Genomic DNA, 21,206 nt, shown 5'->3' with positions numbered 1-21,206 from the left:
TATAGCTTTGAAGTAATATTAGAAAATCACATATGAAATGAAAACAATAATTAAAAAATTTCTCTTAGCCTTTTTGCTTGTATTTCTAGTAAGTTGTGACCCAGCACACGATATTGTATTTACGAATAATACAAATTCAGTAGCTAAGGTTAAATTCAAATTAAACCCGAAATTTAAAAACTATCGTTTAAGCGAATCCTTAACTGGAGATTCAATTGTGTTTAATTTAAAGCCAAAGGATACTTCAAATTTATATTTTGGAATTGGAGTTTGGGATGACAATGAAATAGACCAATTATGCAATTCCATAACTAGCTTAGAAATTGAGAATAATGACTTAAAAACTGTCTATAAATCTAAAAAAACAATAAAAAATATCCTTGAAAATAATCAGGAGGGATTTTGGTGGAAAACTAGGATAGCAATTGATATTGAATAAAAATACTACTGCCAACACACGCTACAAGCAAGCTGGGCAATTGGTTTAATTTGAAAATAGTTTGTGTTTGATACATTTGTTTTTAACCGAAAGATTACGCATCTTTAATCCCAGCCTGCGTGTAGCACGGGAACGTTGTGCGCTATATTAAAACCGTAACCAAATCATAATGAAAAACAAAAACCAGCTTTCAATAGTTTTAATTTTTGGAGGCTCTCTTATAGTTTCCTTAATAGCTTATGTATTAAAATTTAGAACTTTATCTTTTATAAATTCAATTCCTGAAGATTGGAATATTCTTACCTCCTATTTAAGCAATATAATAAATCCAATTCTCGCATTAATAAATCTAGTAATATTTATTAAGCTTACAAAATCAGTACAAAGAGCATCTGAAAACAAAGCTTGGGTTGAAAGAACAGAAAATTTAACTTTCAGTTTAATTGACATAGTTTCAAAACAAGCTGCGTTTCTTGTAATAACGACTGAAAATATTCTTAAGATAAACTTAGAAGAGCAACCTGCATATTTAATCCAAAATAACGTTACACAGGTTATATCAACTTATAATAATCTAATAACAGAAGAGCAATATAAATTGAGATTATATGTAGAGAGCAATATTTTCAATAACTGCATTAATCGTGATTCATTTTTAGAATCAATTAATCACATTATACCCGAAATTAATAATGTCTTAGATATTTATAAAGCCCCTGCAGCAGATAATACAGAAATTTTACGCATCGCATTTACAAAAATTGAAGATCACATAAAAAATGTTATTCAAAACGGAAAGAAATTTTGTGATGAAATATATAATCTATAAAAATACAGCGCACAACAGCTAGTAAGCAATAGTCGGGAATTAGGCTTAATGGAAATATTGTTTTGTATTTGGCAAATTAGTGATAATCCGAAATAATTGCTTTATTTAGCCCGACCATCGCCTACTAGCAAGACGTTGGGTGCAATTATAAAAACTACTCGAAACCAATGATATACGACAAAAATATGAACAAATTTACACTGACATTTTTAGGGCTTTTTACTTTTTTCAGTTGCTTTTCCCAAACGCTAACTAAAAATAGAGAGCAAATTGAAAAATCACAAAAAGACTTACAAAATGAAATAAATACTTTCAGTTCTTGTATTATAAAATCAGACTTAAATGTTTGTGTAAATACACTAATCAAAAGTGCTGACAATGAATTTAAAAAATATACAGTTGCAGGAATGCTTTATGAAATTGACCCTCAACAGTCTTTCAATCTGCATGAACAAGCATATCTGACGAATAAATTTGACGAAAACTTTGTTCTTGAATACGCTATCGAACTTCACAGAAAACTTCGATATAAAGAAGCTGCTAAATTATATGAAGCATATTTTGTTAACTTTCCAAAAGATTTCAGAATAAATGTTTGGCTATCTGACTGTTACATGAATATTGGAGAAGTAGAAAAGGCTATTGCCAACTGGACCTATGCACGACATTATGAAAATCATACTTCGATTGACAATGCAATTTTTACAATCTATGGAAATGCAAATCAATTGAAAATCCGAAATGACTTGAAGGTTGGCATAGAACAAGGCAAAATTTCAAACTTTTATCCGTTGATTTTTTTAGACAATAATTGGGAATTTGATTGGTGGAATAAAGGCTCACAAGACTATTTTTTAAATGAAGACCTCGAATTAGCCAAAACCAAATTAGGTCAATCCAGTAGTGACTTTAAAACCTTAACTGCATATTTGAAAATCAAAAAGTTGGAAAGTAAATTTGAGGCGGACAGTATAAAAAAGGTACTAATTGACAATAAAATCATTTTAGATAACAACCCTTTGCCTGCTTATGGAGAAATTTCATCTGACTTGTTGAGAATTTGTTTTAGCAATAAATTATTAGACGAAAAGACATTTTACAATACGAGAGGGCAAGAGATACTCGAATTTGCTAAGAAAACAAAAGACATCGGCATTTTGAACATATACGCATATTTGCAAGTAACCGTTGACGGCGTTGTAAAACCTGAAATAGATAAACTTGGTTGGAAAGAGTTTAATTCTGAAAAATTCGCAAAAAGCTATTTCACAATTAGAGTTGATAAAATAAAATCGGACGACAAAGAACTTAACGAAGCGATGGCAGACTTTCCAAATTCTGCTTATCTTTATTGGGTCAAAGCAAAATGTAACAAAGTTGAGAACAAGCCAGTAAGAGAACATTTGATTGAACTCATAAAAAGAGAATTTAGGACGTTGGACACTGACCCAAGTAGGTATAGTTACAGACTTAAATCATACTTTAACACATTGGCGAACGAAAAATAACTGCACCCAACACACGCTACAAGCAAGCTGGGCAATTGGTTTAATTTGAAAATAGTCTGTATTTGATACATTTGTTTTTAACTGAAAGATTACGCATCTTTAATCCCAGCCTGCGTGTAGCGCGGGAACGTTAGCGGTCATGCTCTGACGATCTCGGAACCTGAAAATATTTACTATAAATTGACATTAATAAAATAAGAAAAAACATGAAACAAATTATCAGACTAAAATCAATTGTTACGATTGTTATTTTACTCAGCGCATTTATTGCAAAATCTCAAAACACCATTCTAATCAACAACGTCAAAATTTTTAATGGGAAAGACGCAAAAACCATTTCTGGAAATGTACTCATTGAAAATAATCTTATCACAAAGATTTCCACTGGTCCAATACTAACAAACAAAAGTGGAGACACTAAAATTATTGATGGTAAAGGAAAGTATTTAATCCCAGGCTTAATTGATAATCATGTACACTTAGCAATGAACACTGCGCCTCAAGAAGTTTTACTTACTTTGTCTGTTGCCAGTTTAGATTCGCTTCAAATAATTGAAGGAAACAAAATGCTGTTGCGTGGTTTCACGACTATTAGGGATTTGGGCGGGCCAGTTTTTACAGCAAAGAAAGAATTTGATAAAGGAACATTTCCAGGTCCAAGAATATTTCCAAGTGGCGCAATGATTTCTCAAACATCAGGTCACGGAGATGCCCGTATGCCTTTTGAAAAATCAAAACACTATGGTGGCGAAGTATCAAAAGCCGAACTGATGGGAGTAAGTTATATAGCAGATGGTGTACCTGAAGTTTTAAATGCTGTTCGTGAAAGCTTGCGTTCAGGAGCAACACAAATTAAAGTTCACGCTGGTGGTGGAGCAGCTACTTTATATGATCCATTGGATGTTTCACAATACACTTTTGAAGAGTTAAAAGCTGCCGTAGACGCTGCAGAAGATTGGGGTACTTATGTATGTGTGCATGCATATACTAGCAAAGCAGTTAGACGCTCCATAGAAGCAGGAGTTAAAGTAATTGAGCATGGACAGTTGTTAGATGATAGCACCCTGAAATTAATGGCTGATAAAGGAATATTTTTAAGTCTGCAAGCATTAGATCCCGCTCCGCCACAAGCACCAGAAGCTGTAAAAGTGAAAAAACAACAGGTAATTGATGGTACTGATTTAGCATTCATTACAGCAAAAAAATACAATATAAAAATACTCTGGGGCACGGATTATTTATTTGACCCAAAATCAGCAGCAAGACAAAGTACAGATATACTAAAACTAAAAAAGTGGTTCACCCCATTTGAAATACTAAAACTTATTACATATGACAATGCAAAAATTTTTGAACTAAGTGGTCAACGTAACCCTTATCAGGCTGGCAAACTTGGTGAGATTTCAGAGGGTTCTTATGCTGATGTTATTTTAGTAGATGGTGATCCATTGAAAAATATTGACTTAGTAACAAGTCCAGAAAAAAACTTTGTTTTAATAATTAAAGACGGGAAAATTTATAAAAACACCCTTAACAAATAGCCTACATTAATAAAGCACGAACCGCTAACACACGCTACAAGCAATTTGGGTATTAGGCTAAATTTGAAATTGGTTTTGTATTTGGAAGATTTGGCAAATCCGAATAATGGGCTTAATTTAGTCCCAAACTGCTTCTAGCGCGGGAACGTTATGCGGGAGTTGCCGAAATTACGCAGACGAATCCAATTTGGAAATCACGTTTGGTAATCGCAAGAAAATCTGAAATCGGAAGCGAAAAAATTGGAGGCGAAAACGGAATCTAACTTAACGCTGACGAAAAACTGAAGCGTGAAAATTGGAAACGTGAAAGTTGGGATTAGTCTACAGAACAGTGAGACAACGGACAAGTGAAGCAAGCGTGAAAATTGGAACCCACCTACTCTAACCTGAAAAGTGAAAAATGTGAAATTGGAATTTATTGCCAATAAATATATAACTGAAAAAACGAAACGTTGAAAAGCCAACGAAAGTCAAAAAACTGAACCTTATAGTATTGGATTCTATGGACAATTTCGACAAAACAACCCCCGCATAACACACGCTAGAAGCAATTTGGGTATTTGGCTTAATTTGAAATTGGTTTTGTGTTTGGAAAATTTGGCTAATCCGTATAATGGGCTTAATTTAGTCCCAAACTGCTTCTAGCGCGGGAACGTTGTAGGCTATACTAAAACCAAACTGCAAAAAATTGAAATATGAAAGAACTACTTATTTCTAAAATTAATAACATTCAAAATGTTGTTCCTACTATCGATGATTTTTTAGATCGAAATTTTGATATGGAGTATGCCAAAGAAATTAGTAAAGATTATAAAATTTGCCTAAAAGATAATTTTAAAGAAGTTCCAGATAAAAGTTTGACAGAGTTGTTTAATCAAAACGTAAAATTTAAAGGTTTTACTTTTTTGGGTTTTTACTTCTGTGAATTTGAGGAATACGAAGATTTTATACAGATAGGGAACCGAGATAGTGATATAATTATTATAATAAAACAAACTGACGAAATTGCTTTGCTTAATACTGACACAAATGAAATAATATCTTTTCTAGCTAAAAACTTTGCAGAATTACTTGACATAATTCCTATTTTGATTTCATACGATAAGATTGGTTTTTTAGGCGAAACTTATACCGATGAAATTAAAAAACAAACTCTAGCTAATCTTAAAAAATCTTTAGAAAAAAAATATTTCAAGTTTTATGAATTTACTTTGTGCTAAAAGTACAGCCTACAACAGCTACTACAACGGATTTGGGCAATTGGCTTAATGGGAAAATGGTTTTGTATTTGGATGTTTAGTGATAACCGAAAAATAAATCTTAATTTAGAACCCAAACCCGCTGTAGTACCAGAACGTTATGTGGCATTTTACAAACGAAGAGGAGAATTCAACAATTTTAATAAATGAAAGAAAAAAGTATCTATATTGCTGAAACGTCGCTTGAGTTTATAGGAGAAAAATATTATGAAGAAATAATTGAAACACAAATTACGAACCTAGACACAATTGTTAATCTTGGAAGAGGAACTGAATTAGTATTTGTAAACGAAAAACTTTCAAAAATATATGAATATTATGAAGAACAACATGAAGTCTATCGAAAACAAAGGATAATTAATGAAACAGAAATAAACTATAAAGAGCCTCATTATCCTCAAAAATCTATACTCCGATACGAAGAAAACGTTGATGGTTTTCATCAATTAGGTGGGGATTTTTCAGAAGAATTTGTAGAGCCAGCTCACAATTTATCTGTTCCTTTTCAATACATTGGGTACATCAATAATCTTGACCCAAATTTTGAATGGATTCCCAATAAATTACATTTAATGTTTCCTATTTATCTTGGTGTTGAAGAAGTTTATCTTGATTATTCTGACTGTAAAAAACCAAAAATTGTAAATATTGAAGAATTGAATAAATGCAATTCTTCTCTTGATGAAGTTAATAAAGATTCTAAAATAAATTATAGAACAAAAAAATTTAATTTTATTAAAAGCAATGATTACTCACTTTATGCAAATTCAGGAATTCCTAATTGGATGCAAGGGCAATATATACCCAAATGTCCAATAACAGGAAAAAAAATGAAATTTATATGCCAAATATATAAAGGAACTGAAACAGAACATTGCAATATTATTCCAAATGACGATTGGAATAAAAATTATTTTAAAAACATGAGTTTTTTTGGTTCAGATTTGTACATTTTTTTTGAACCAACTTCAAAAATAGCCTGTTATTTCACACAAGGAACATAAAAAAAAACGCCACATAACAGCCACTACAACGGATTTGGGCATTTGGCTTAATGGAAAAATGGTTTTATATTTGGAATATATAGCAAATCCGAAGAATGGGCTTAATTTAGTCCCAAACCCGCTGTAGTGCCAAAACGTTATAGGGCAGTTTAGCTTCGAAAGTGAAAAATCAATATTTATCCAAACAATAACCCTAATTATAAAAAACAAAATAGAAATTGGATTCGCAAAATAAATCAAAAAAAATAACAAAAAGATTAATAGAATATGACTTTAAACCAATGATATTTAAATTGGGAGTTTTATCTTTAATTATAACAGTTTACGTTGCTTACAAAGTTTTTATAGAAAATAAAAATATTATTATTTCATTTAGTTTATTTTTTTTATTGATAGGATTGTTATATCAAGGTTTCAGAATTTCAGAAAATGCAAAAGATTTTATTTTTTCAATTATCGCGTCATACTCGGCAAGTTTATTTCTTAGTTTTCAATCTTTATTTTATTCCGATTTAATTTTTTTTTTAGAAACTTGGCCTTATCTTTTTATTATAATTTATACTATAGGCATAGTTAGTTTTAACAAGGAAAGGGTAACGGCCCAATTAACCGAAGGAATTACTCTACTCCTATCTTTATCTATTATTTACTGGTCTATAGATTATGGATTCGTTAATATTCAAAGTTTGTTTGTAAAATCAATTTTAATTATAGTTTTAATAATTTCTGGATTTTCTATAGTGAATGCTTTGACAAATATTAAACTATCAAAGACTACTAGGCTTATATTAAGCATCTGGAGTACAATTGTTATGTTTTCTTTCTCAATTGATAATATTTTAAGAGTATTTAATAATGGAGACATTGAAATCGATAATTTATCTCAAGGAATTTCTATTAGTCTGCAATATTTTCTTTTGGGAGTTTCTGCAGTCTATATTATGCAAAACTTATTGTTATTAATATCTCTTTTGCCTCAAAAAGGTGGGAATTATAAAAAAGATCTTACTGTGAGTAAGAAAGAACATATTAACAGATACTCAGACAAACAAGTAAATATTAAGCTTTCTTTGTTTTGCATTTTATACTCAGTGACAATTTATATATTAAACTTTAAATTTCAAATTTTGCCAAGACACACAATGATATGGTTTGTTTTTTTTACCTTTCCCATAATTACATATTTTACAAAAAGACTAAATGAACAAACTATAGCTAAAATAAGTATCAAAAAAAACTAATCTGAAAAATCTACCATTAAAAATTCTTATCTAAAATCGTAGAAAGTAGAAACAAACAAAAAAACCGCCCTATAACACACGCTACAAGCAATTTGGGGATTTGGCTTAATGGAAAAATTGGTTTGTATTTGGAAGATTTGGCAAATCCGAAAATAGAGCTTAATTTAGTCCCAAACTACTTGTAGCGCGGGGACGTTAGCGGTAAGCGTAACAGACGACACAACAGACAATAAACATTCAGTCAAAATGAAAAAGACGACATTAATAATTTTAGCAATTGCGACATCATTCTGTTTTGGTTTCGCATTTAAGACAATCATAACAAAACGATCTAACGACCAGACAAAAATGAAAAAAGTAACAGGCATTGGCGGTATCTTTTTTAAGTGTAAAGACCCCAACAAAATGAAAGAATGGTATAAAACTCATTTGGGTTTAGACACAGACCAATATGGGACAAACTTTGAGTGGCGACAAGGTGCAGACACAACAAAAAAAGGTTTTACGCAATGGAGTCCATTTGCCGAGACAACAAAGTATTTTGAACCTTCGACAAAGGACTTTATGATAAACTACCGAGTTGAAAACATAGAAGAACTTGTTGAGCAATTAAAAAAAGAAGACGTAACAATTACCGACAAAATTGAATCATTTGAATATGGCAAATTCGTTCATATAATTGACGTTGAAGGAAACAAAGTTGAGTTATGGGAACCCAACGACATTGAGTACGACAAAATCGTAGGCGGACGAACAAAATAAATGGAGACAAAGCGACACCGAAAAGAACGCCTAACCGCTAACAGCACCTACAAGAAATTGGCGGTTCAGTGGTTAAATGAAGCTTTGTGCTTCGTATCAAGTTCAGGGGTGGCAGACAGTTTAGTGCTTCGAAATCGCCAACTTCTTGTAGCTGCAAAACGTTAGCGGTCATTGTAAACGACACCATGACAACAAACAAAATATAAAAGAAATGACAAAATCACTTCTAATAATAGCAGTTACATTTTGCCTTACTTTGGCATACGGACAAAACAAACAAACGACAACAATTACAAACTCAAATAAAACGAAATCAGAAAAAATGGGAAATATTGAAACAGTAAAAAAAATGTATGAGCTTTTTGCTACCAAAGACAACAATGCAATTAGACAAATATTTGACGAAAACATAAACTGGAATCAAATGAAAGGTTTTCCGGGTGGTGGACAACATATCGGAGCAGACGCAGTATTTGAAAAGGTTTTTGGTGGATTCAGACAGAATTGGACAAATTGGAAAGCAACAATTACTTGTTACATTGACAGCGGTGACGGAGTTTTTGTTATTGGTTTTTACGAAGGAACTTTTAACGCAACAGGAAAATATATGAAATCTGATTTTGCCTGTGAATACAAAGTAAAAGACGGAAAAATAACAGAGTTCAATCAGTATACTGACACATTTCTTATTGGACAAGCAATGGGACTTACCAAAGAATAAAACAACGAACCGCTAACAGCACCTGCAAGAAATTGGCGGTTCAGTGGTTAAATGAAGCTTCGCGCTTCGTATCAAGTTCAGTGGTGGCAGACAGTTTTCGTCTCCGAAATCGCCAAATTCTTCTAGCTGCAAAACGTTGGATTACTATCCAATTTTTACTATTTTTGATGATGAAAATTAATTAAAAAACGGTCAACTCTAATTAGTGAAGTCCATATATTTACTAATAAAAATTATAACCGTTGTATTTAATTTGAATGATCATCAAAAAAAGGACGTTGGGGCAATGAAAGTAAAAAAGGGACAAATACTTCAACATGCTGGAGAGCTAAATACAAAAGTTTTCGTTGTTGAAGCTGGTTTACTACGAAGCTATACTATTGACCAAAAAGGGAAGGAACACATTTTTGCCTTTGCAAATGAAGGTTGGACTATCGCAGACCTTTGTGAAGTAACTGATCCATGTGAGTTGTTTATTGATGCATTAGAAGATTCTACGGTTACTGTTATTGAGAAAGAAGAAAGAAAAAGACAAGTTGACATTAATACGGTGGTCAATCGTGTCTTTGTTTTACAAAAAAGGGTCATTATGTTGATGAGTGCTACTGCCATTGAACGTTATGAGCATTTTGTAAAAATATACCCAAATATTGTTCAAAGAGTGCCGCAAAAAATGATAGCCTCTTATTTAGGAATAACTCCTGAAGCTTTATCCAGAGTTAAAAAAGAGCAAACCAAAGCAAAGTAATATCTCCAAATTCATTTCTTAACCTACATCAATGCACATCTTGTCAAAAGGTGTCATTTTTGCATTATCTATTACGATAAGTTTTTTAATGCGTTAAGAAAATGAATCTACAAAATAAGGCCACAGGATTTAGAGCGGCAAAGAGACACGATGATTCAAAGTCAGCTGTTACTGTTGTTAGAGGCATTAAGAGAAACGCTCAGTAACAATCTTAAAAAAAACAAATATGGGCTTAATCAATCAAACTGACCTTGAAACATTTAAAGGCTTAAAATCGAAAGACAATAAGGCTTATGAAATCTTGTATAAGTTTTATTACCCACCAGTAAGGAACTTTATTTTAAAAAACAATGGCAATGAGGATGACGCCAAAGATATTTTTCAAGAAACAATTATCGTCTTGTTGGAAAAAGTACCTAAAGATGACTTCAATTTAACTTCTTCGTTGAAAACGTTCATCTTCGCGATAAGCAGTAATCTATGGTTAAAACGTTTAAGAGACTGTAACAAAATGGTCAAATCGGAAGTAGGGATTTATGAAAAATACTTAATCGATTATGAAGAAGCCGAAGAAGAAATTCATCATTCAAACTCCAACAAGGTTGTTTCTTTATTTAAGGCTGTAACTAATAAATGTATTGTGCTGCTGAAAGCTATTTTTTATGATGATAAAGATATTGATAGCATCACCAAAGAGTTTGGCTACACCAATAAACACAATGCTCAAAACCAAAAATACAAGTGTTTAGAGCAAGCCAGAAAAGGCGTTGAAAACCTAAACTAAATACCTGAATTTATTTTTAAGAAAGCTAATTATGCAAATTGTTTACTTTTTTGTTGCAATAGGGTGATTTATACACGCCTTTGGGTATTAATAAGATTTTAAACAATTTAAAAAATGAAAAACATGTTTGGATTAACTACGAAAAAAAATATTGCGATTGTAATCAATTGGGTCGTAATGATCTATTTGGTTACAACACCAGCGCATCTGACGGCACAAACTTTAAAATCCGATAACAAGAATAATACAAAAAAGTCTTTTTCCTGGCCGTTGCAAATTGAGGCACGTGTGCCGAACGAGCCAACAGTGTTCCCAAGTGGCCAGCATTTATATTTGTTCTACGAGTTGTACCTCACGAACTTCGGTTCATCTCCCATACGTATAAAAAACATTGAAGTAGTTGATGCCGATGAAAAAGTAATTACCCCAATTGCAACTTTTGATGCAAGCCAGCTTCAGACAATGATAAGATCTTTAGGCGCCACCGGAACTGACTCTATTGGAAAATTGACTATTACCCCAGGAAAATGTGCAATTATCTTTATGCAAGTAACGATAGACCGTAAAACACTTATGCCAGATAGAATCTTACATCGCATTATTTCTGATAATGACACACTAAACTGTGGTAGTATACAGACGCACCAAACTAATTTGCAAGTATTTGGCCCTCCATTAAAAGGTAAAGACTGGCTTGCAAATGACGCTCCCAGTAATGATGAATCCAATCATCACCGCCGCGGAATCATTATTTTAGACGGCCTTTCTATACATTCACGGCGGTATGCAATCGACTGGCAAAAAGTTAAAGATGGTAAACCTTTTTTAGGTGACTCACGCAATGTAAACGCTTATTTCTGTTATGGAGAACCAGTATTTGCCGTTGCTGACGGCCAGGTAATTGAGGCCAAAGATGGTTTGCCTGACAACATTCCGGGCCACGGTGAATCATTTCATCCGGCTGTTCCTATTACATTCGAAACCCTTGGAGGCAACAGTTTAGTAATTGATCATGGCAACAGTCACTTTGCTCACTACTTACATTTGAAGCCGGGGAGTTTGCTTGTTAAAGCTGGAGACCGTGTGAAAAAGGGGCAGCTGATAGCAAATATTGGAGCTTCAGGTGATGCCCGCGAGCCGCACTTACACTTTGAGGTTACAACCTCTCCAACACTTTTGCACGGAGAAGGATTACCGTATGTCATAGACCGTTATCGTCTAAGTCCAGCAAAAAATGGAGCTGCCAGCATACATATTAATGAGCTGCCTCTCGACGATGAAATAGTTGATTTTGGAGAGCATAAAGTTGAGAAATGACATACGATAATTCATAATAGGCATACATGAAAATGGAAATGAGAACGTGATAAAGTTTTAATAGTTATTGATAACCAGTTGTATATGAATTAAGCAGCCACTATTGTTGGACTTAATCGGCTTACAAATTTATTTACTACAGCTAAAAAAATGAACATGGAATCTATCAAAAATATAGTTGACTTAAAGCCAAAAATTCTTTGTTTTGGACACAGACCTGTTTTTATGATAATGGGGAATTAGAAAAATTCGTGAGTAAAATGAGTTAATACAATTAAATACTACAGTACTAACAATAACATATTAAACTGAAAATTACAGCTCAATGGGTATTAAAAGCGAACTAATTTAAATAGTTTGCTTTTTTAGTTGCAATTGGGTGATTAAATGGAGTAGACAGGTATTAACTATTTGCCTGCAAGCGTAGCAGACGAAATCAACAAGTCAGAATTCAAAAAAAATAGCAAATGAATAAATCAACAGTAGATGAAATTAAAGAACGGTTTGACAATGATGTAGAACGATTTTCAAACCTTGACACTGGACAACTTTCTACAATAGATGCAAAAGTTTCATTAGAACTAATTACAGAAGCATCAAAAAGAATTGTTCCCAATGCTGAAAACTTATTGGATGTTGGTTGTGGTGGAGGAAACTATTCATTAATGATGCTGACAAAAATTCCTGACCTAAATTGTACTTTGGTAGATTTAAGCAAACCTATGCTTGATAAAGCACTTGAACGAGTATCTCAAAAGACAAAAAATAGTGTTGCCATTTTACAAGGCGACATAAGAGAAGTTAAGCTAAATGAAAATCACTATGACATTATTTTAGCGGGTGCAGTTTTACACCATTTAAGAGATGACAATGACTGGGAAACGACTTTTGAAAAACTTTTTAAATTACTTAAACCAGGAGGTTGCTTAATGGTTTCTGACTTAATTACACAAGACACAGAATTATTAAGCGAATACACTTGGGAAAGATATGGCGATTATTTGGAAGGGCTGAACGGAAAGGAATATCGACAAAAAGTTTTGGATTATGTAGCGAAAGAAGATTCACCAAGGTCAATGAATTATCAGTTAGACCTTATGAAACAAGTTGGTTTTAGTAAAGTAGAAATCCTACACAAGAATATGTGCTTTGGTGCATTTGGAGGAATAAAATAAAATAACGAACAGCTAACAGTTATTGGCAAAAAAGGGGATGAAGTACAAGACTCAACAATTGTTTGTCATATTCATCAAATTGTATAATTGACCCGTTTTGATGCATAAATTTAAATTAAATCTATATAATTACAGCTTTTTTGAGCAAAATAAACATAATAATGACGCTGGTTTTGCATAACAATTTAAAAACAAAAAATATGAAACAAATTAATAGTGTTTTTAGCAACAATGAAATTGCTACATTTAGAAATGAAACTAACGGCTGCAAAAATGTAATTCACCTTAACAATGCTGGTGCAGGGCTAATGCCTAATAGTGTAACCCAAGCTCAACTTGATCATATAAAACTCGAATCAGAAATTGGAGGTTATGAAGCAGCGGCTATGATGTCTTCAGAGATACAAAACTTTTATATACAATGTGCAAAATTATTTAACTGTAAGCCAACAAATATTGCATTCACAGCCAGCGCAACAGATTCTTACACAAGAGCATTGTCGTCAATTCCATTTAATAGTGGCGATGTAATCTTGACCGATAATGATGATTTTGTTTCAAATCAAATTCAGTTTTTATCGTTACAAAAAAGATTAGGCGTTAAGATAGTAAGAATCCAAAATGCAATTATTGGTGGTGTAGACTTGAATGATCTGGAAGAAAAACTTAAAAAATACCAACCAAAACTTTTAGCAATTACTCATATTCCAACAAATTCTGGATTGGTACAGCCAAATGATAAAATTGCAGAAATTTATAGTAATTATATAAAACAAAACGTTGAAAGGACTTGGTATATCTTGGACGCTTGCCAATCAGCTGGGCAAATGAAATTGGATGTAAAAAAGTTAAGATGTGATTTTTTAAGTATTACTTGTAGAAAATTTTTGAGAGGACCGCGTGGAACTGGTGCATTGTATATTTCAGACAAAGCATTAGATGCAGGTTTAGAACCAATGTTTATAGATATGAGAGGTGCTGAATGGATAGAAAAAGATAAATACAAACAACAGCCGGATGCAAAAAGATTTGAAGATTGGGAATTTGCTTATTCAACTGTACTTGGAACAGCATCAGCAATTGAATATTGTCTTAAGATTGGAGAAGATAAAATTTGGCAACAGGTTAAATATTTATCAGGAAATTTGAGAAATCAACTTTCTCAATTAGATAAAATAAGAGTTTTAGACAAAGGTCCAGAAGTTTGCGGTTTGGTAACTTTTCACATTGAAGGTTCTGACCCAAAATATATTGTGAATGAATTATTAAAAAGAAAAATTAACGTGGTGCCAAGTTATAGGGCTTTTGGAATTATAGATTTTGATGAAAAAGGAGTCGAATGGGCAGTTCGTGCTTCACCTCATTATTATAATACAAATGAAGAAATTGACATTTTCATAGAAAGCATTAAAGAAATTTTGTAAAATTTAGTAATAGAATATCCTTTAGATTTTTAAAGTAGTTTTTTGGTAAATTTAAACTAACAAAAAAACAGACAATCTGCGCCTTCGAGCTAGCATTAAGATTGGTTAAAAATCATAGGTTAATTTTAATCGAAAAGGAAAAATTATCTGCAATTATAAAATATATTTTTATTCTTGGGTGATTTTTTTATTGGTAATGGTATAAATACAATTATACTATAACCATCATTTAAAATACACATTATGGCAATAAAAAATCAATCCGATCAAGAAACATTTTTAGGACTTAAATCTAAAGACAACTATGCCTATGAAATTTTGTATAAATTCTATTACCCATCAGTAAGGAACTTTATATTAAAAAATAATGGAAATGAAGATGACGCCAAAGATATTTTTCAAGAAACTATTATTGTTTTATTGGAAAAAGTACCTAAAGATGACTTCAATTTAACCTCATCATTGAAAACGTTCATCTTCGCCATAAGCAGTAATCTTTGGCTAAAGCGATTAAGAGATTGCAATAAAATTGTAAAATCGGAAGTTGGGATTTATGAAAAGTATTTAATTGACTATGAAGAAGCCGAAGAAGAAATCCATCAATCGAATTCCAACAAGGTTGTTTCTCTATTTAAGGCTGTAACCAATAAGTGTATCGTGCTGCTGAAAGCTATTTTTTATGATGATAAAGATATCGATAGCATTACCAAAGAGTTTGGTTACTCCAACAAACACAATGCACAAAACCAAAAATACAAGTGTTTGGAACAAGCCAGAAAAGGCGTTGAAAACCTAAACTAAATACCTAAATCTATTTTTAAGAAAGCAAATTATTCAAATAGTTTGCATTTTATTGTTGCAATTGGGTGATTAAATGGAGGGTCAAATTTATATTAGAAAACTCTAACTTCGTTTAGCTTCCATCCGTTGGTACCGATTTTGCTTAAAAAATTAAAAAAAAACAAAATATTAAAATGAATAGACATATTATAAGTTTGACATTGCGAATTGTATTAGGATTGAATTTTTTATTTGTATCTATTGCACACCTAAAATTTTGGAAATTTTATCTTGAAGACCCAGCAAAAATAACTTCGTGGATTACAAATATTTCTATGTTAAGTAATATTATTGCGTTTGGATTTTTAATAACTTCTATATTTTTATTGATAGGTTACAAAACAATTTGGGCAACACTCTCCGCAATCGCATTATTATTGATAAATCATATCGCATTATTGTTTACTGAACCTGCAAACGAACCATTCAACGGACCTTTTTACAATTCATTTCATCATTCAGTTCCATTTTTTGGCTTTTCAATAATTCTTTTATACGTTATATCTGCAAAGAATGACTTTTCAATAGATAGACTTTTGAAACTAAACGAAAATGAATTAACATCACAAACTAAAAATGAAATCGTTTTTTTGGCTGCCAGAATTTTCGTTGGGACAATATTTTTTGTACAAGGATATCATTTATTAACAGGAAAAACAACTTTGATAAGTTTTGCTGAAAATGTATATGTGAAGTCATATGAAATGACTTTTATTCCCAAATTTTTATTATGGTTTATGGGACTTGCTAATCCTTGGATTTTGTCTATCGGCGGAGCTTTACTAACCGTTGGACTAAAAACAAAGTGGATAGCCTATATTCTAGCATTTTTTATGATAAGTATTTCATTCGGACATTTGTTGGGAGATCCTTATGAAACTACTGGAGATATTAGCATGTACGGTTTTAACAATTTAGCTTTTATTATTCTCATACTCTGGTTGGAAAACGGGCAAAACAAGTACAATATTGACATGCTTTTGCGAAAACCGCAACTACAAACATGACTAAATATTTTTTAAACACATAATAATTATAAAACAAACAAAAATGAAAAAGATAGCAGAAAATGTATTCCAAATACCACTAATGCCAAGAAGCGGTATCAATTGTTATGTAATTGACGATATTCTAATTGATTCAGGCATTAAAAGCTCTGGAAACAAAATTTTAAGCGCAATTAAAAACATTGAAATAACTAAACATGTGCTGACTCATGCTCATGCTGATCATCAAGGTAGCAGTGACTTTATTTGCAAGACTTTAAACATTCCTCTTTGGACATCTGAACTTGAAAAGGAGAATGCAGAATCAGGAAATGTTATTTATGAATACCCGAATAGCAATGGTTTGATAGCAAAATTTCAACAGAAATATTGGGCAGGTCAGGGCCATAAAGTAGCACAAGTGCTTAAAGAGGGTGACGCTGTTGGAAGTTTCACTGTTATTAATACGCCAGGGCATTCTAAAGGACATATTTCCTTTTTTAGAGAACGGGATAAAGTCTTAATAGTTGGTGATGCTCTTGTAAATATGAATTTAGTGACCACTGTTGTTGGACTTAATCAACCACCAAATTTATTTACTACAGATAAAAAAAGGAACATGGAATCTATCAAAAAAATAGTTGACTTAAAGCCAAAAATTCTTTGTTTTGGACACGGACCTGTTTTATATGATAATGGGGAATTAGAGAAATTCTTGAGTAAAATGAGTTAATAAACAATGTAAAGCAAACTACAAGTCACTGTAAAGCGAACTAATTTCAAATAGTTCGCTTTTTTTATTTTCAATTGGGTGATAAAATGAAGTGTATTGGTATTAACTACTATATAAACAATTTAAATAAATTAAAAATGAAGAAATTAAGAGTAATTATGGCGGCTTTATTATTAGCTACCAGTTTTGGAAGTATTGCCCAAACGATTGAACATTCGGAAAATCCAAAATTGATTGCAGTCGTAAACACTGCCAAATGGTGTGGTGTGTGTAAAGCAAATGCGGCAAGATTTGGCGCTGTTTTAATGCCTTATGCTGCAAAAGGGGTTAACATTTACATGAATGACATTACTGACGAAACAACCAAAGAAGCTTCTAAAAGAGAATTAGAAAAAGCCAATGCGTATGTTGCTGTATCTACAATTCCTAGAAAAGGGATGGGAAAAATGCTTAAAGCATGTGGATTAGTAAGTGACAAAAAACAGACACAAGATGTGTCCGGTATTGTAACTTTTATTAATCCTATAACGCACAAACAAGTAAAACAATTAAGTATTGCAGAATCTGATGAAGTAATGAGATCAACTATTTATAATCTATTAAAATAAAAATCATGAAAAAGAAAACAAAAATCATTCTTTTGATTGTATCGGTTATTATGATGGCAATGTGTACCTATTACTTTTTTGGATAACAAATAGCAAACAAGATGATAGAGTCAGTAAACATTTGGGGAATCAAAGAATTTGAAGGCGATGGAAAAAGTTGCGCTATAGTTCCAACAAACTTACCTTTTTATAAAAAATTTGTTTTATTTTTCTTTCGCTTCGGTATTTGTCCAGTTTGTGTTACTATGAGTTTGGGGTACAATCTAAAAAAGTCATTGAGAAAAATTGCAAACTAATAATCAGAAAAAGTAATACTAAATTATGTGCTTGAAATTGACTTTGTCTTTTCAAGCACATTTTTTTTATATATCACAAGAAGTAAAAAACACCTATAGTAAATATAACAACGAACCGCTAACAGCCGTTTCAAGAAATGGCGAAAAATCTGCGAAATTCACGTTTTTCTTTCGCAAGAATCTTTATCTTAGTGGAAAATATGTCGTTACGAAGTTCGCCACTTCATGAAGCGGCGGAACGTTATGCGTCATTATGAAAAACACGACCGACATAGAAAACGCAATTGAAACCATTAGCGAAAATTATTCGCACTTGACTGTAGACTGTAAAAACGACTTAAAAAACTCGTGCAAATTATTATGTTTTGACAAATTATCACTAATTGTAAAAGAAGGACAGTTTGCGGACAAAATGTATTTTATTGTTAGTGGTTGCGTAAGAGCATTTTACTATAAAAACGACAAAGAGATTACAGATTGGTTTGCTTTTGAAGGCGATTTTATGAGTTCTATAAACAGTTTCTATCAAAACGTATCAAGCAAACATAATATTGAATTACTTGAAGAAACTACTTTTTTAGAAATAACAAGAGAAGCTATTTTCACACTTACAGACAAACACCATTGTTTTGAGCGATTAGGGAGAATTGCGGTAACAAAAACAATGCTTCAACTACAAGAAAGAATAGTTTCTATACAATTTGAGACGGCACAACAGAAATATGAAAGTCTTATAAATATGCGTCCAGATATAGTTCAAAGAGTACCGTTAACATATATCGCATCTCATTTAGGTATAACACTTGAAACTTTAAGTAGAATTCGTAATCCCAAAAATCGAATTTGATTTACATCAAATAGATTTCGTTACTTTTTATAGAACTTTGCAAAAAAATAAATGAAATGAAAAAAATAAACATTCCAATTCTACTTGCAAATATTTTGACTGGGTTAGCCTTTTTAGCCCACACAATTGGTGGAGATATAGAATTAACAAGCATTAGACCTGACATAAATATAAATAATTGGGCAGAAAAGCAACAAATTTGGACGATGGCAAGGTGCGGTTGGCATTGGATTTCTTTTGACTTACTTTTTGCTTCTATTGCTCTTGCTCTCATAAATTTTACCAACTATTTTGAGAATAAAAAGACAATTTTACAATTGCTTTCAATCTATTTTTTTGGGTATGCAATAGTTTGGTTCATTGTAATTATAATTTCACCATCGTTTCCAAGCAATTTTATAAATCTTGGTCAATGGATACTCCTATTAACAATTGGAGGACTTATTAAATATGGAACAAAGAAATATTATGTTTAAACTAGGCGGATATATAAACATTTTAATTGCTGTCGGACATTTAGTTGGACTATTTTGGGCAGACAAAATGTTTGAAGTAACAGGTATTGGAAAAGAAATGACCGAACTTGCTCAAACTCATTCTACCTTGCCATATTTACTAACCATTTCTGTATCAGTCGTATTTTTTATTTTTGGTTTATATGGACTTTCGGCTGCCAATAAATTTAGACAATTACCTTTTTTAAAACCTGTAGTTTTCACTATAGCAGGAATTTATTTATTGCGCGGAATTGGGGAACTAGTATTTGACTTGGAAAGACAACAAGCAAACCAATTTTGGGAAATAACCTATTCACTAATTGCAGTCTTTATTGGACTTTTGTTTTTAATTGGAGGACTTCAAAAATGGAAACTGTTGATACCGAAAAAATAACGAACGCATAACATGCGTTTGGCAAGATTGCGAATTTTGTAGTAAAATCACGTTTACATTTCGCAAGAAATTTTATCTTTGATAGAAAATAATCAGTTCCGAACTTCGCAACCTCGCCAAGCGCCGGGACGTTAGTGGCAACCCTAAAAAGAAAACGTACAAAATGACGAACCGAATTAAAATATTGACAATTCTAAATTTTCTGATTATTATTTTCTGCAATCAGACATTTGCTCAAAATGCTATAATGAAGGAAATTCTTTGGACAACAGATTGGAGTCCTAATGGAAAATTCATAGCGATTGGTGGAAACATAGACACTTTAAAAATTTATAGTGAAAGGAATCTAAAACCATACAAATCATTTCATATAAAGAATACTATTACTCGTATAAAGTGGCATCCTTCAAAAAATATAATTGCTGTAACAACACAGATGTCAGGTGACAAATCGAGTATTATTAATTTAGAGACGAATGAAAAAATTGAATTAAACGGAATTTCATCAGATGGGGCAAGAGGAATTGATTGGAACAATACAGGTGAATATTTAGCTGTTGCCGACAATGACGGACAAATATTGATTTATAATATAAAAGGTGAATTAATTAGAAAATTTAATAATGAAAATACCAAGAGCATAACAGCTATTGATTGGCATCCTCAAAAAAATATTCTTACAACAGTTACAGACAAAATACGCTTTTATGACATTGAAGGAAATTTGCTAAAATCAATAAAACATAGACAAGAAGAAGTAATGTTATTGAGTATTGCTTGGCACAAATCAGGTTCTTTTTTTGTTACAGGCGACTACGGTGATGAAAAAGACAAATCCTTACTTCAATACTTTGACGAGAACGGTAAACTATTAAAGTCTATTGATATAAGTAAAGGTGAATACAGGAATTTGACTTGGAATCCAAAAGGGAACAGTTTAGCAACAGCAAGTGACGCATTGAGGATTTGGGACACCAAAGGCAACCTTATTTCAGAAGGCAATTCTAAAGAATATTTATGGGGTGTTTCTTGGAATAAACAAGGGAATAGAATTATTACATCAAGTGTGGAGCAAAATATAATACTTTGGAATAATAAAGCCGAAAGAATATTAGCTATAGAACAAGGGCAGCCACTAACAGCTAGTAAGCAATAGTCGGGCATTAGGCTTAATGGAAAAATGGTTTTGTATTTGGCAAATTAGTGAAAATCCGAAAATAATTGCTTTATTTAGCCCGACCATCGCCTACTAG

Annotated in this window: 23 protein-coding genes; all 23 read left to right on the top strand. The window is 32.1% G+C overall.

Annotation, left to right across the window (positions count from 1 at the left end):
* Window positions 1–37 precede the first annotated feature (37 nt).
* A complete protein-coding gene (locus tag AC8GF4_RS16290; RefSeq protein WP_438064631.1) occupies window positions 38–439 on the top strand; it encodes a hypothetical protein in 402 nt (133 codons plus the stop codon).
* Between the two features lie 169 nt (window positions 440–608).
* Window positions 609–1,268, top strand: coding sequence for a hypothetical protein (locus tag AC8GF4_RS16285; protein ID WP_506596138.1), 660 nt, complete (start codon window positions 609–611; stop codon window positions 1,266–1,268).
* Between the two features lie 185 nt (window positions 1,269–1,453).
* Window positions 1,454–2,776 (top strand): tetratricopeptide repeat protein, encoded by a 1,323-nt coding sequence (locus AC8GF4_RS16280; protein ID WP_506596137.1) that lies wholly within the window; start codon window positions 1,454–1,456, stop codon window positions 2,774–2,776.
* Window positions 2,777–2,982: 206 nt separating this feature from the next.
* Entirely contained in the window at window positions 2,983–4,317 is a 1,335-nt protein-coding gene (locus tag AC8GF4_RS16275) for a metal-dependent hydrolase family protein (RefSeq protein WP_506596136.1), read from the top strand.
* Window positions 4,318–5,012: 695 nt separating this feature from the next.
* Entirely contained in the window at window positions 5,013–5,537 is a 525-nt protein-coding gene (locus AC8GF4_RS16270) for a hypothetical protein (protein WP_506596135.1), read from the top strand.
* Window positions 5,538–5,722: 185 nt separating this feature from the next.
* Window positions 5,723–6,580 (top strand): hypothetical protein, encoded by an 858-nt coding sequence (locus AC8GF4_RS16265; RefSeq protein ID WP_506596133.1) that lies wholly within the window; start codon window positions 5,723–5,725, stop codon window positions 6,578–6,580.
* A 218-nt stretch (window positions 6,581–6,798) separates the two neighbouring features.
* Entirely contained in the window at window positions 6,799–7,821 is a 1,023-nt protein-coding gene (locus tag AC8GF4_RS16260) for a hypothetical protein (protein ID WP_506596131.1), read from the top strand.
* A gap of 348 nt (window positions 7,822–8,169) precedes the next feature.
* Window positions 8,170–8,583 (top strand): VOC family protein, encoded by a 414-nt coding sequence (locus tag AC8GF4_RS16255; RefSeq protein ID WP_315145199.1) that lies wholly within the window; start codon window positions 8,170–8,172, stop codon window positions 8,581–8,583.
* A gap of 211 nt (window positions 8,584–8,794) precedes the next feature.
* Window positions 8,795–9,304, top strand: coding sequence for a nuclear transport factor 2 family protein (locus tag AC8GF4_RS16250; protein ID WP_506596129.1), 510 nt, complete (start codon window positions 8,795–8,797; stop codon window positions 9,302–9,304).
* Window positions 9,305–9,590: 286 nt separating this feature from the next.
* Window positions 9,591–10,052, top strand: coding sequence for a Crp/Fnr family transcriptional regulator (locus AC8GF4_RS16245; RefSeq protein WP_506596127.1), 462 nt, complete (start codon window positions 9,591–9,593; stop codon window positions 10,050–10,052).
* Between the two features lie 226 nt (window positions 10,053–10,278).
* A complete protein-coding gene (locus AC8GF4_RS16240) occupies window positions 10,279–10,836 on the top strand; it encodes an RNA polymerase sigma factor (RefSeq protein WP_506596125.1) in 558 nt (185 codons plus the stop codon).
* 114 nt (window positions 10,837–10,950) lie between these two features.
* Window positions 10,951–12,153: a M23 family metallopeptidase gene (locus AC8GF4_RS16235; RefSeq protein WP_506596124.1), complete on the top strand. Its 1,203-nt coding sequence runs from the start codon at window positions 10,951–10,953 to the stop codon at window positions 12,151–12,153.
* Between the two features lie 467 nt (window positions 12,154–12,620).
* Window positions 12,621–13,328: a class I SAM-dependent methyltransferase gene (locus AC8GF4_RS16230; RefSeq protein ID WP_506596122.1), complete on the top strand. Its 708-nt coding sequence runs from the start codon at window positions 12,621–12,623 to the stop codon at window positions 13,326–13,328.
* 200 nt (window positions 13,329–13,528) lie between these two features.
* Window positions 13,529–14,752, top strand: coding sequence for an aminotransferase class V-fold PLP-dependent enzyme (locus tag AC8GF4_RS16225; protein ID WP_506596120.1), 1,224 nt, complete (start codon window positions 13,529–13,531; stop codon window positions 14,750–14,752).
* Between the two features lie 243 nt (window positions 14,753–14,995).
* Window positions 14,996–15,553 carry an RNA polymerase sigma factor gene (locus tag AC8GF4_RS16220; RefSeq protein ID WP_506596119.1) on the top strand — a complete coding sequence of 186 codons (558 nt, stop codon included), beginning with the start codon at window positions 14,996–14,998 and terminating at the stop codon, window positions 15,551–15,553.
* 173 nt (window positions 15,554–15,726) lie between these two features.
* The gene (locus AC8GF4_RS16215; protein ID WP_506596117.1) at window positions 15,727–16,599 is read left to right on the top strand and encodes a DoxX family protein; all 873 of its coding nucleotides are present in this window, start codon (window positions 15,727–15,729) and stop codon (window positions 16,597–16,599) included.
* A gap of 43 nt (window positions 16,600–16,642) precedes the next feature.
* Window positions 16,643–17,311, top strand: a complete 669-nt coding sequence (locus AC8GF4_RS16210) for an MBL fold metallo-hydrolase (protein WP_506596115.1) — start codon at window positions 16,643–16,645, stop codon at window positions 17,309–17,311.
* 137 nt (window positions 17,312–17,448) lie between these two features.
* Window positions 17,449–17,919, top strand: a complete 471-nt coding sequence (locus tag AC8GF4_RS16205) for a hypothetical protein (RefSeq protein ID WP_506596113.1) — start codon at window positions 17,449–17,451, stop codon at window positions 17,917–17,919.
* Window positions 17,920–18,020: 101 nt separating this feature from the next.
* Window positions 18,021–18,215, top strand: a complete 195-nt coding sequence (locus AC8GF4_RS16200; RefSeq protein ID WP_506596111.1) for a hypothetical protein — start codon at window positions 18,021–18,023, stop codon at window positions 18,213–18,215.
* 253 nt (window positions 18,216–18,468) lie between these two features.
* Window positions 18,469–19,062 carry a Crp/Fnr family transcriptional regulator gene (locus AC8GF4_RS16195; protein WP_078213297.1) on the top strand — a complete coding sequence of 198 codons (594 nt, stop codon included), beginning with the start codon at window positions 18,469–18,471 and terminating at the stop codon, window positions 19,060–19,062.
* Window positions 19,063–19,118: 56 nt separating this feature from the next.
* Window positions 19,119–19,538 (top strand): hypothetical protein, encoded by a 420-nt coding sequence (locus AC8GF4_RS16190; protein WP_223253757.1) that lies wholly within the window; start codon window positions 19,119–19,121, stop codon window positions 19,536–19,538.
* The gene (locus AC8GF4_RS16185; protein ID WP_506596108.1) at window positions 19,513–19,953 is read left to right on the top strand and encodes a hypothetical protein; all 441 of its coding nucleotides are present in this window, start codon (window positions 19,513–19,515) and stop codon (window positions 19,951–19,953) included. Before AC8GF4_RS16190 ends, AC8GF4_RS16185 begins: the two co-directional genes overlap by 26 nt.
* Before the next feature lie 247 nt (window positions 19,954–20,200).
* The gene (locus AC8GF4_RS16180) at window positions 20,201–21,109 is read left to right on the top strand and encodes a WD40 repeat domain-containing protein (RefSeq protein WP_506596107.1); all 909 of its coding nucleotides are present in this window, start codon (window positions 20,201–20,203) and stop codon (window positions 21,107–21,109) included.
* Window positions 21,110–21,206: the final 97 nt, after the last annotated feature.

The organism is Flavobacterium rarum (SeqCode) (assembly GCF_965234445.1).
GTDB lineage: Bacteria > Bacteroidota > Bacteroidia > Flavobacteriales > Flavobacteriaceae > Flavobacterium > Flavobacterium rarum.
The sequence above is the reverse complement of the archived record's forward strand: the minus strand, read 5'-3'. Positions and strand labels throughout refer to the sequence as shown.